Raw genomic sequence first — 12578 nt, forward strand, 5'->3', positions numbered from 1 at the left:
ACAAGAAAAGATATAGCGAACAGCTGGACACGAGCGAAGCGAACTGACGAAGTAAATAGCTCTAAAACTAATATTGATTTGTTGCCAACATAACTAGCGTACACCCTATCTCGACTTTAATATCATTCAATTTCAACAATTGATAGAACTCCGGATTCTCAGTACCCGGATTAAAAATAACACGTTTTGGTTGCGCCTCAACAATATAATTGTAGTAATCGCGCTGACGCAAAGGATTCAGATAAAGTGTAACCGTATCGATATTTTTTAAAGGAATAGCTTTAGTTTGGATTTTTATTCCTGCTACTTCACCCGCGTTTTGACCAATTGCAAGAACAGAATGCCCTTTACCAACCAATTTTTCAATTGCTAAAAAGGAATATCTGGCTGGTTTTGTTGAAGCTCCAAGAACCAACGTTTTTTTATTTTTTATCATTTTCTGTAATTATATTTTGCAAAAGTAATCAAAAAGGTTCATGAGTTTAGCAATTATTAGGTTTAGTTACAAAAGCAATAAAAACAATATCCTAACATTTACACCTTTCATAGCATAAAAAAAAGAGTATTTTTACAGCATTAAATTAGAAAAATATGGATCTTTTTATTTACCTGTTTGTTGCCCTTTTTTCAGTATTGAATCCTATTGGTACCGTTCCTATTTTCGTAGGACTTACACAAAATGACACCAAAAAGGAGCGTTCCAGAATTTCTTTATGGACGGCGATAAATGTATTTATTATTCTTATTGTTTCGTTTTTTATTGGACAATATGTATTACTTTTTTTTGGAATTAGCATTGATGCGCTCCGAATAGCAGGAGGAATTATCATTGTGAGTTCAGGTTTTTCATTGCTTTCCGGCAAATTCACTAAGAAGAGAGGTATTAATAAAAAAGCAGAAACCGATGCTCAACAAAGGAATGACATTGCTTTGACTCCACTTGCAATCCCAATGCTTGCCGGTCCTGGATCTATTTCTTTACTTATTGCATTTTATCAGGAACACAATACAACTATGGAGATCATTATTTCTTCAATTGCTATTCTTGCAATTGCAGTTGCTATTTTTATTATCCTTAAAAGCGCTCATTATTTGGCAAAAATATTAGGAGCCTCCGGAATTATTGCGATATCAAGAATTGTAGGTTTTATTGTAATTGCGATAGGAATACAATATATTGTAAGTGCAATTATCAATATTATAAAAGGGAATTTAGCATAAGTATTTTCAATCTGGGCAAAGAATTCTGACTTTGCCCAGATTGAAAAAATTAATTTCTTGGCAAGAAAATTTCTGCCATCATACATCTGGCACTCCCTCCGCCACAAGCTTCAATAGTATCTAAACTTGAGCTTAAAATTTCAGCATGTTTTTCCAATTGCTCAATTTGTTTTGGAGTTAGACTTTGATGTGCAGCTGCACTCATAACCAAATATCGTTTTTCATTTGCTCCACGAACTTCAAGCATATTACCTACAAAATTGTTCATTTGAGCTTCGGTAATCAAAATAATTTCTTTTCCGTTTTCTTTTAGGTTATCCAAAACCATTTTGCGTTCTTTCTTATCATCGATACAATCAGAACAAATCACTGCAAAAGTTTCTCCCAAGCACATCATCACATTGGTATGATAAATCAGTTTTCGCTCTGAATCGACTGTTTGGAAAGCTTCAAAAATTACTGGTGCGTAATCAAAATCTTCACAGAATTCGATAAATAATTCTTCATCAGCTCTGGGAGATAAAGCGCAATACGCTTTGCTATTAGCTCTGTCCAGAACTAAACTTCCCGTTCCTTCCAAGAAAAAACCATCTTCCTCAGCCGACGTGTAATCCATTATATTACTGATTACAAAACCTTTATCTTCCAAGATATCTAAAATATCTTCGCGACGTTCCTCACGGCGATTTTCGGCAAACATTGGATATAAAGCTACATCCCCATTTTCGTGAAAAGAAACCCAATTGTTTGGAAAAATACTATCCGGTGTATCTGGATTTGAAGTGTCATCAACAACAGTTACATCAACACCTACTGCTCTTAATTTTTCCACAAAAGCATCAAATTCTTGTTGCGCTTTGGCATTTACCGTAGCCGGTAAAAGTCCTTCTATTACTTTTTGATAATAATTATTTACCGCCGTTTGCTCGTTCATTCGAAATGCAACCGGGCGAATCATCAATATGGAATTTGTTGTTTGTTTCATTTTTTATTTTTTTATTTCGTAGAGACGTTGCAATGCAACGTCTCTACATTGAAATTAATCTCTAATTAAAGGTAAGGTAGAACATCGTAATAATCCTTCTTGTTTCGCAATTTCTGCATATGGAATTTCTTCAACTACAAAACCGTTTGCACGCAACCAATTGTTAAGTCTAGTGAAGTTTTTTTCGGAAACTACAACATTCGTATCTATGGAAAAAATATTAGAATTCATATTATACATTTCCGCTCTGGTAATGTGAAACAAGTTTTCTTTTCCAAAAAGATTTATAAGAAAAAGATAGTCTGCCTCCTCACGGAATCCTCTTTTGTAAATAATCCCTTTATCAGCTCCAACAGGCTGAAAACAACAGTCCAGATGTAAAGCATTGTCGCGGGCTTCAATTTTTGATTTAACCAAATCGAATCCTTTGACAATTTTATTTGGAAACAACTCTTTGATGTATTGAACGCCTTGCACATTGGTTCTTGCCGTAATATAATCTTTGTAATCACTGCCTTTATAAGTTCCAATAAAAATATAGTCATTCCACAAAATCACATCTCCACCTTCAATATGTACTTCCTCTGGAGGGCGCACCACTTTTTTAGGTTCAATTTGGTCAATTATATATTGAATAGCATCTAATTCTCGTTCTCTATCCGGCAAAATATTCGATTTTACAAAAGTGTCATCAATCACAAAACCAATGTCTCTTGTAAATATCTGATTGTAATTTTCAATCATTTCTGGGCGAAAAACAGTCACATTATATTTTTTCAGCACGGTGTTAAATGCTTCCATTTCAGCAACCATATCAGACTCTATAGGATAAGTCCCCGCTAAAATATGCTCTAATGATTTTGGATCATAGGCTTCATCAGCCTTTGGAGTTGGTCCATTATTAACTGCTGAACCTAAAACTACGGTTCTTAATCTTGAAGTCTCATTCTTTATATGTAACGCTAGCATGAATTTTCACTTTTGGCAAATATAAAAAAAGCTTCACAAATTAGTGAAGCTTTTTGAATTGAATTTATCTTTTGTCAGCGGTAACAAAATCCCTCAAAGGACTACCAGTATATACTTGTCTTGGTCTTCCGATCGGTTCTTTGTTTTCTCTCATTTCTTTCCATTGTGCAATCCAGCCAGGTAAACGGCCTATTGCAAACATTACAGTAAACATATCTGTAGGAATCCCCAATGCTCTGTAAATAATCCCAGAATAGAAATCTACATTTGGATATAAGTTTCTTGATTTGAAATATTCATCTTCTAAAGCTGATTCTTCCAGTTTCTTAGCGATAGCAAGAATTGGATCTTCCACTCCTAAAGTTGCCAAAACTTCGTTAGCCGCTTTTTTAATGATTTTTGCTCTTGGATCGAAATTTTTATATACTCTGTGACCAAATCCCATCAATCGGAAAGGATCATTTTTATCTTTTGCTTTAGCTATATATTTCTCAGCGTCACCACCATTTTTGTGAATTTCTTCTAGCATTTCGAGTACTGCTTGATTGGCACCACCATGTAATGGTCCCCAAAGTGCAGAAACTCCTGCTGATATTGAAGCAAATAATCCAGCGTGAGAAGAACCTACCATTCTAACTGTTGATGTAGAACAATTTTGCTCATGATCCGCATGAAGAATAAACAATCTATCTAACGCATCAATTACAACAGGGCTTGCTTTATAAGGTTCCGTTGGTAATTCAAACATTAAACGCATGAAGTTTTCTACATATCCTTTTGTGTTATCATAATAATTTAAAGGATACCCCATACTTTTTCTGTACGTCCAAGTTGCAATTACCAAGAATTTACCCATGGTTTTACAAACTGCTTCATACATTTCTTTTTCATTTTCAACATTCACTGACTTTGGATTAAATGCTGTCAAAGCACTTGTCAAAGCAGCTAAAACACCCATTGGATGCGCTGTTTTTGGAAAACCGTCAATGATGTTTTTCATTTCTTCGTTTACCAAAGTATATTTTCTAATATCATTTTCAAATTGTTCCAACTGAACTTTAGTTGGCAATTCTCCAAAAATTAAAAGATAAGAAACTTCTAAGAAATCTGCCTTTTCAGCCAAATCTTCTATTGAATACCCTCTATAACGCAAAATCCCAAGCTCTCCATCAAGGAAAGTAATTTCGCTTTTACAAGAACCTGAATTTTTGTAACCCGGATCAATAGTAATTGCACCCGACAAATCACGTAATTTGTTAATATCGATAGCTACTTCATTTTCAGTTCCTACAATAATAGGAAGTTCGAATTTTTTGCCATCTAATTCTAATGTTGCTGTTTTTGACATAATATATTTGGAAATAAAACTTTTAAAATAAATAATTTACCAAATCTAGGGAATTTCAAATTAATTAAAAAATGAATACGACAATGAAATTGTTAAAAGTCAAAAAAAAAGCCATTCAATTTACATGAATGGCTTTGTCAGAAAAAAATATTTTGAATTATTTTATTTTGAAAGCTTTTAAACCTGGAAAATAAGCTGTACTTCCTAGTTCTTCCTCAATTCTTAATAATTGGTTGTATTTAGCCATACGATCTGAACGAGAAGCAGAACCTGTTTTAATTTGACCGCAATTCAAAGCTACTGCTAAATCGGCAATTGTATTATCTTCTGTCTCTCCTGAACGGTGTGACATTACTGAAGTATAACCCGCATTTTTAGCCATATTAACTGCTGCAATAGTCTCAGTCAAAGTTCCAATTTGGTTTACTTTTACAAGAATAGAATTAGCAATTCCTTTTTCAATACCAGTTGACAAACGTGTCACATTAGTAACGAATAAATCATCTCCAACTAATTGTACTTTATCTCCAATTTTATCAGTAAGTAATTTCCAACCGTCCCAGTCATTCTCATCCATTCCATCTTCGATAGAAATAATTGGATATTTAGAAACTAGTTCTGCTAAATAATCAACTTGTTCCGCAGAAGATCTAATCTTACCTGTTTCACCTTCAAATTTACTGTAGTCGTATTTACCGTTAACATAAAACTCTGCAGAAGCACAATCCAAAGCAATCATGATTTCATCTCCAAAAGTATAACCTGCAGTTTCAACTGCTTTTTTAATCGTATCTAAAGCATCCTCTGTTCCACCAGGAAGATTTGGCGCAAAACCACCTTCATCACCAACAGCAGTTGAAAGACCTCTGTCGTGTAACACTTTTTTCAAACTATGAAAAATTTCCGTTCCCATTTGCATTGCATGTGAAAAAGAAGTTGCTTTCACTGGAAAAATCATAAATTCCTGAAACGCGATAGGCGCATCAGAATGAGAACCTCCATTGATGATATTCATCATTGGAACTGGTAATGTATTCGCAGAAACACCACCTACGTATCTGTATAAAGGCAACCCTAATTCATTCGCAGCAGCTTTTGCTACAGCAAGAGAAACACCTAAAATTGCATTTGCCCCTAAGTTAGATTTATTTGGAGTACCATCTAAATCAATCATCATTTGATCAATAACATTTTGTTCGAAAACTGAAACTCCAACAAGTTCTTCAGAAATAATGGTATTAACATTTTTCACAGCATTCAAAACTCCTTTTCCAAGAAATGCCTTTCCTCCATCACGTAATTCAACGGCTTCATGCTCTCCAGTTGAAGCTCCAGATGGAACAGCAGCTCTTCCTAAAACACCATTATCTGTAATTACATCTACTTCAATTGTAGGATTTCCTCTTGAATCGAAAATTTGTCTTGCGTGAATTTTGATAATTATACTCATAATACTAAAATTTAAATTTTAAAATACAAATATATTCTATCTTTTGTAATGATTTAATGAAAATAATGAATGTTATTAACGAAAACGTTATAATTTTTTGACAAACAAAACATTTAGGCTATTTTAAGAATTTATTTTTACATTATCTGTTATTTTTTTCCATTCCCATTAAAATAAAAATACACGAATCCTGAACACTTTGACCCAAACTTATCCAAGTAAACTTCAACCTAAAACAAATTAATTTCAAGGAATAAAAAATCAAAACTTACTGATTATCAATAATATACATTAACTTTATATTCCTTTCTAGAAAGACAAGAATACACTTTATATCGTATATTTTTTAATTGGAAATTTTGACTATTCAATCTATAAATTAAAAAAATAAAAATGTGATGGAAACTTTAAAAAACCTTAACAATTTAATCAATTCTAGTGAAATCGTAGCATTATTGAACAAAACTGCTTCTCCATTGGAAAATACAACAGATTTAGATCCATTAATCGACTCTATCGGAGACGCAAAATATGTCCTTTTAGGCGAAGCCTCACACGGAACACATGAATATTATACCTGGAGAGCCAAAATTACGCAACGGTTAATTAAGGAAAAAGGGTTTTCGTTTGTAGGAGTAGAAGGGGATTGGCCCGATTGCTATCGTTTGAATCGGTATGCTAAAGGATATCTAAATTCTGGAAAAGACATCTATAGTGTGATGTCTGAATTTAAAAGATGGCCAACATGGATGTGGGCTAATTGGGAAACTGCCGCCTTTATAGATTGGCTCAAGTCTCACAATGAAAACTTAGCTGCCGATAAAAGAATAGGATTCTATGGCTTAGACGTTTACAGTTTTAGGGAATCAATGAATTCGATCATTCAATATTTAGAAAAAAATGACCCCAAAGCACTAGCGGTTGCAAAAACAGCTATGAAATGCTTTGAACCTTACGGCAAAGACGAAGGTCAATCCTATGCCAGAGCCTCTTCATACGTACCGGAATTATGTGAAAAAGAAATCCTGCACATGCTTGCCGAAATACTAAAAAATGTCCCCAACTACAATTCCGATGCAGAAAATGTTTTGAGTACCGAACAAAATGCATTCATTGCCAGAAATGCTGAAAAATATTACCGCGCCATGATCAAAAGAGGTTCCGCCTCTTGGAATATTCGTGACGAACACATGGTTTCCACTATACAACGTCTCATGAAATTCCATGGAAAGGAAGCGAAAGTCATAGTTTGGGAGCACAACACCCACATCGGTGACGCCCGTGCCACAGAAATGGCCTCTGAAGGAATGGTAAACGTCGGACAGTTAGTTAGAGAACAACATTTGATTGATGGAGTTGTTGCAGTAGGATTTGGATCTTATAAAGGCAGTGTGGTTGCCGGAAGAGAATGGGGAGATTCTATGCGGAAAATAAAAGTTCCTGAAGCTGTTGCGGGCAGTTGGGAGCATGCTTTTCATCTTGCAAGTAACGGAAAAAACAAATTAGTACTACTCAATAAAATAAAGGACGAAAAATGCCTTTCTTCTTATATAGGACACAGAGCTATTGGAGTTGTTTACAATCCAGAACATGAAAGATTTGGAAATTACGTCCCTACAATAATTCCAAAAAGATATGATGCTTTTATTTTTCTTGACGAAACAAGCGCTTTACATCCAATACACATTCAGCCTGATGGACACCAAATCCCAGAAACATTCCCTTTCGGGATGTAAGTTTTCATTGCTTTATAAAAAAAGGGCTTGACTTACTAAAAAGTCAAACCCTTGTATTTTAAATACATAAGCAGTAATGAACCCTATTAAAGCGTTAGCCTTTTATATTTTCAATAAACTGATCGAATAAATAAGAGGAATCATGTGGTCCAGGACTTGCCTCCGGATGGTATTGAACTGAAAAACAATTTTTGTTTCTCATGCGCATACCTGCAACCGTCCCATCGTTTAGGTGAAGGTGTGTAATTTCCAAATCAGGATGATTATCCAACTCTTCTTTATTTACGGCAAATCCATGATTTTGAGAAGTGATTTCTCCTTTTCCTGTAATAATGTTTTTTACAGGGTGATTTATTCCTCTGTGACCGTTAAACATTTTATAAGTTGAAATTCCATTTGCCAAACCAATCACTTGATGTCCAAGACAGATTCCGAATAATGGTTTGTTATTTTCAAGAATTTCTTTTGCTACTTGAATAGCACCAGAAAGAGGCTCAGGATCACCAGGTCCGTTAGATAAAAAATATCCATTTGGATTAAATGCTGCTAAATCTTGATAAGATGAATCATAAGGAAATACTTTTATATAGCAATCTCTTTTAGCAAGATTACGAAGGATATTCGTTTTAATCCCTAAATCAAGTGCAGAAATTTTATAGGTTGCATTCTCATCACCAAAAAAATAAGGCTCAGTAGTAGATACTTTAGAAGCTAATTCTAATCCTTTCATATCTGGAACTTTTGCCAATGAAGCTTTAAGTTCTTCGATTGGTGTTTCATCTGTACAAATCACAGCGTTCATAGCGCCATTGTCACGTATGTAACTTACCAGAGCACGTGTATCTACATCAGAGATACAAATAAGGTTTTGTTTAATAAAATAGTCTTCTAAACTCCCTGAAGCACCTTCACGAGAATAATTGAAGCTAAAGTTTTTACAAACCAATCCAGCTATTTTAATACTTTGTGATTCAACTTCTGAATCGTTTACACCATAATTCCCAATATGGGCATTGGTGGCTACCATTAATTGACCAAAATAAGAAGGGTCAGTGAATATTTCTTGGTAACCTGTCATTCCTGTGTTAAAACAAACTTCTCCAAAAGTGGTTCCACTGATTCCAATAGATTTACCATGGAATATGGTACCGTCACTTAATAGAAGAATTGCTTTTTGTCGTGTTGTATATTTCATTCGTTGATTTCTATTATTTTTTTAATAGTCTCATGGAACTCGCAAAGCTCGTTTCATCTGTAGTTAAATATTGTGCAAATTTAATCCTTTAAAGCAATGGATGCAAGTTTTTGAAATTTATTGTAAAATAAAAAACATACTAATCTAGCCCTGATGATCCCGAAGCGTCGGGAGGCATCCTTTTGCTTTTTATTTAAAAGCAAAAGATACAGTGGACAGCAGGACAATACGCGATTAAATCTCAAGGTTTTTGCTCCGAAAAAATCAAAAAAAAAGGATAAACTAGTACTAGCTTATCCTTGATTTTTATTGAATGATTATTTTCATAATTATTCAGCAGTCTCTGTAGTTGTTTCAGTTTCAGCAGCTGGAGCTTCAGTAGCTTCATCTTTCTTAGCTTTACCACCACGACGGCTTTTTGCTTTTTTAACTTCTTTTTTACCACCATTGTAAAGTTCATTGAAATCTACCAATTCGATCATTGCCATATCAGCATTATCTCCTAAACGATTTCCAACTTTAATGATACGAGTGTATCCACCTGGACGGTCTCCTACTTTAGCAGCTACGTCTCTGAACAAGTCAGTTACAGCATATTTACTACGTAAGTAAGCAAAAACGATACGACGATTGTGAGTTGTATCAGCTTTTGATTTTGTTATTAAAGGCTCAACGAATTGTTTAAGCGCTTTAGCTTTAGCAACAGTAGTGTTAATACGTTTGTGCTCGATAAGAGAACAAGCCATATTAGCTAACATAGATTTTCTATGTGCAGTCTGTCTGCTTAAGTGATTGAATTTTTTTCCGTGTCTCATTGCTATGTAAATTTAAACCTTGCGGCTTAGATTATTCTTTATCTAGTTTGTATTTTGCTAAATCCATACCGAAGTTCAAATTTTTAACTGCAACAAGCTCATCAAGTTCAGTTAAAGATTTTTTACCGAAATTACGGAATTTCATTAGGTCATTTTTATTGAACGATACTAAATCACCAAGTGTATCAACTTCAGCCGCTTTCAAACAATTTAATGCTCTTACAGAAAGATCCATATCAACAAGCTTAGTTTTAAGCAATTGTCTCATATGTAATGATTCTTCATCATATGATTCTGTTTGTGCAATTTCGTCAGCCTCGAGTGTAATTCTTTCGTCAGAGAACAACATGAAATGGTGAATTAAAACTTTTGCAGCTTCAGTAAGGGCATCTTTTGGATTAATAGAACCATCAGTTTTAATTTCAAAAACTAATTTTTCGTAATCTGTTTTTTGCTCTACACGGAAGTTTTCAATGGCATATTTTACATTTTTTACCGGAGTAAAAATTGAATCTGTAAAAATAGTTCCAATTGCAGCATTCTGTTTTTTGTTCTCTTCAGCAGGAACATATCCTCTACCTTTTTCGATCGTTAAATCGAAATTAAGTTTGATTTTACTGTCTAAATTACAGATAACCAGTTCTGGATTCAAAACTTGGAAACCTGAAATAAATTTTTGAAAATCACCAGCTGTTAATTGGTCTTTACCTGAAACAGAAATAGTAACTGATTCATTATCTATATCTTCAATTTGACGTTTAAAACGTACTTGTTTAAGATTAAGAATAATTTCGGTAACGTCTTCAACAACTCCTGAAATAGTAGAAAACTCATGATCTACACCTTCAATGCGAACAGATGTAATTGCATAACCTTCTAATGCTGAAAGCAAAACTCTTCTAAGTGCATTACCAACGGTCAATCCGTATCCTGGTTCTAAAGGTCTAAATTCAAATTTACCTTCAAAATCGGTTGAATCGATCATGATAACTTTATCGGGCTTCTGAAAATTAAATATTGCCATAAATTTCGACTAAGTCAATTATTATTTGTTGTACAACTCTACGATTAATTGTTCTTTAATGTTTTCTGGGATTTGAAGTCTCGCAGGTACAGAAACGAAAGTACCTTCTTTGATATCATTATTCCAAGTAATCCATTCATAAACATGACTTGAATTAGATAAAGAACGTTCGATAGCTTCTAATGATTTAGATTTTTCACGAACAGCAACTTTATCACCAGGCTTAAGGTGGTAAGAAGGAATATTAACCACTTCACCATTTACAGTAACGTGTCTGTGAGAAACGATTTGACGAGCACCTCTTCTAGAAGGAGCAATACCCATTCTGAAAACAACGTTATCTAATCTTGCTTCACACAATTGTAATAATACTTCACCAGTAACTCCTTTAGTAGCTGATGCTTTTTCGAATAAGTTTCTGAATTGTTTTTCTAATATTCCGTAAGAATATTTAGCTTTTTGCTTTTCCATTAACTGGACAGCATATTCAGATTTTTTTCCTCTTTTTTTAGCCATCCCGTGTTGTCCGGGTGGGTAATTTCTTTTTTCGAAAGCTTTATCGTCTCCGAAAATTGCCTCGCCAAATTTACGAGCAATTCTTGTACTTGGACCAGTATATCTTGCCATTTTAAATTGTTTAAGGTAGAGATTATGAATTCAGGTCTTATCCTTCGATAATCTATTTTCTACCTAGGTTATACTATATAATATATTTTGAGTATTATACTCTACGTCTTTTAGGAGGACGACATCCGTTGTGAGGCATTGGAGTAACATCGATAATCTCTGTAACTTCAATTCCACCGTTATGCAAAGAACGAATAGCAGACTCACGTCCGTTTCCTGGTCCTTTTACATAAACTTTTACTTTTTTAAGTCCAGCTTCAAGAGCTACTTTACTACAATCTTCTGCTGCCATTTGGGCTGCGTATGGAGTATTCTTTTTAGAACCTCTAAAACCCATTTTACCAGCTGAAGACCAAGAAATAACTTCACCTTTTTTGTTTGTCAAAGAAATGATGATATTGTTAAAAGTAGCAGAAATATGAGCTTCTCCCGTTGATTCAACGATAACTTTACGTTTTTTTGCAGTTGCTTTAGCCATATTACTTATTATTTAGTTGCTTTTTTCTTGTTGGCAACAGTTTTTCTCTTACCTTTTCTTGTTCTAGAGTTGTTTTTAGTTCTTTGTCCTCTTAATGGAAGACCAGTTCTATGACGGATACCTCTATAACATCCAATATCCATTAAACGTTTGATGTTTAAAGAAACTTCAGAACGTAATTCTCCTTCAATTTTAAAAGTTGATACCGCCTCACGAATTGCTCCGATCTCGTCATCATTCCAATCTTGAACTTTTTTATCTTGGCTAACTTGAGCTTTCTCTAAAATCTCAACAGCTCTACTTTTTCCTAATCCGAAGATATAGGTAAGTGCTATAACACCTCTCTTATTTTTTGGGATATCTACCCCTGCTATTCTTGCCATAACTATCCTTGTCTTTGTTTAAATCTAGGATTCTTTTTGTTTATTACGTACAATCTCCCTTTTCTTCGCACAATTTTGCACTCGGGACTTCTCTTTTTTACTGAAGCTCTAACTTTCATTTTGAATATCCTTTAATATCTATAAGTAATTCTTGCTTTTGACAAATCGTAAGGGCTCATTTCTAGTTTCACTTTATCACCAGGTAATAATTTGATGTAATGCATACGCATTTTTCCAGATATATGTGCGATTACAATATGTCCATTTTCTAACTCTACACGGAACATTGCATTTGATAATGCTTCAATGATCGAACCGTCTTGTTCTATTGCTGATTGTTTTGCCAT

15 protein-coding genes are annotated in these 12578 nt (G+C 34.2%); 2 read left to right on the plus strand and 13 right to left on the minus strand.

The window, feature by feature from the left end; translation table 11 throughout:
* Positions 1–67: 67 nt before the first annotated feature.
* Positions 68–433 carry a CoA-binding protein gene (locus ACM55F_RS11205; protein ID WP_416853992.1) on the minus strand — a complete coding sequence of 122 codons (366 nt, stop codon included), beginning with the start codon at positions 431–433 and terminating at the stop codon, positions 68–70.
* A 158-nt stretch (positions 434–591) separates the two neighbouring features.
* On the opposite strand from ACM55F_RS11205, the gene ACM55F_RS11210 reads away from it, so the two are divergent.
* Positions 592–1221, plus strand: coding sequence for a MarC family NAAT transporter (locus ACM55F_RS11210; protein WP_416853905.1), 630 nt, complete (start codon positions 592–594; stop codon positions 1219–1221).
* A gap of 49 nt (positions 1222–1270) precedes the next feature.
* Here the strand turns inward: ACM55F_RS11210 and ctlX are convergent, their stop codons facing one another.
* From ctlX to eno, 4 genes are all read right to left on the minus strand, one after another.
* A complete protein-coding gene (gene ctlX, locus ACM55F_RS11215; protein WP_416853906.1) occupies positions 1271–2206 on the minus strand; it encodes a citrulline utilization hydrolase CtlX in 936 nt (311 codons plus the stop codon).
* 54 nt (positions 2207–2260) lie between these two features.
* Positions 2261–3175, minus strand: coding sequence for a dimethylarginine dimethylaminohydrolase family protein (locus ACM55F_RS11220; protein WP_416853907.1), 915 nt, complete (start codon positions 3173–3175; stop codon positions 2261–2263).
* A gap of 64 nt (positions 3176–3239) precedes the next feature.
* Positions 3240–4523 (minus strand): citrate synthase, encoded by a 1284-nt coding sequence (locus tag ACM55F_RS11225; RefSeq protein ID WP_416853908.1) that lies wholly within the window; start codon positions 4521–4523, stop codon positions 3240–3242.
* Between the two features lie 157 nt (positions 4524–4680).
* Positions 4681–5973 carry a phosphopyruvate hydratase gene (eno, locus tag ACM55F_RS11230; protein ID WP_416853910.1) on the minus strand — a complete coding sequence of 431 codons (1293 nt, stop codon included), beginning with the start codon at positions 5971–5973 and terminating at the stop codon, positions 4681–4683.
* Between the two features lie 398 nt (positions 5974–6371).
* Between eno and ACM55F_RS11235 the strand changes: the two genes are divergently transcribed.
* Complete coding sequence (locus ACM55F_RS11235) at positions 6372–7709, plus strand: erythromycin esterase family protein (RefSeq protein WP_416853911.1); 1338 nt, start codon at positions 6372–6374, stop codon at positions 7707–7709.
* Between the two features lie 94 nt (positions 7710–7803).
* Here ACM55F_RS11235 and carA read toward each other — a convergent pair whose 3' ends face one another.
* The 8 genes from carA to infA all read right to left on the minus strand — a co-directional run bounded on the left by carA (position 7804) and on the right by infA (position 12578).
* Positions 7804–8904 (minus strand): glutamine-hydrolyzing carbamoyl-phosphate synthase small subunit, encoded by a 1101-nt coding sequence (gene carA / locus ACM55F_RS11240; RefSeq protein ID WP_416853912.1) that lies wholly within the window; start codon positions 8902–8904, stop codon positions 7804–7806.
* 329 nt (positions 8905–9233) lie between these two features.
* Entirely contained in the window at positions 9234–9719 is a 486-nt protein-coding gene (rplQ, locus tag ACM55F_RS11245; RefSeq protein ID WP_131909663.1) for a 50S ribosomal protein L17, read from the minus strand.
* A 31-nt stretch (positions 9720–9750) separates the two neighbouring features.
* Entirely contained in the window at positions 9751–10743 is a 993-nt protein-coding gene (locus ACM55F_RS11250; RefSeq protein ID WP_039110214.1) for a DNA-directed RNA polymerase subunit alpha, read from the minus strand.
* Positions 10744–10764: 21 nt separating this feature from the next.
* Positions 10765–11370 carry a 30S ribosomal protein S4 gene (gene rpsD / locus ACM55F_RS11255; protein WP_099713439.1) on the minus strand — a complete coding sequence of 202 codons (606 nt, stop codon included), beginning with the start codon at positions 11368–11370 and terminating at the stop codon, positions 10765–10767.
* Positions 11371–11464: 94 nt separating this feature from the next.
* Complete coding sequence (gene rpsK / locus ACM55F_RS11260) at positions 11465–11848, minus strand: 30S ribosomal protein S11 (RefSeq protein ID WP_024981527.1); 384 nt, start codon at positions 11846–11848, stop codon at positions 11465–11467.
* A gap of 8 nt (positions 11849–11856) precedes the next feature.
* Positions 11857–12231: a 30S ribosomal protein S13 gene (rpsM, locus tag ACM55F_RS11265; protein ID WP_091203660.1), complete on the minus strand. Its 375-nt coding sequence runs from the start codon at positions 12229–12231 to the stop codon at positions 11857–11859.
* A gap of 2 nt (positions 12232–12233) precedes the next feature.
* Positions 12234–12350, minus strand: a complete 117-nt coding sequence (gene ykgO / locus ACM55F_RS11270) for a type B 50S ribosomal protein L36 (RefSeq protein ID WP_008992256.1) — start codon at positions 12348–12350, stop codon at positions 12234–12236.
* Between the two features lie 12 nt (positions 12351–12362).
* Entirely contained in the window at positions 12363–12578 is a 216-nt protein-coding gene (infA, locus tag ACM55F_RS11275; protein WP_007136545.1) for a translation initiation factor IF-1, read from the minus strand.

This window comes from Flavobacterium melibiosi, from assembly GCF_048158545.1.
Taxonomy (GTDB): Bacteria; Bacteroidota; Bacteroidia; order Flavobacteriales; family Flavobacteriaceae; genus Flavobacterium; species Flavobacterium melibiosi.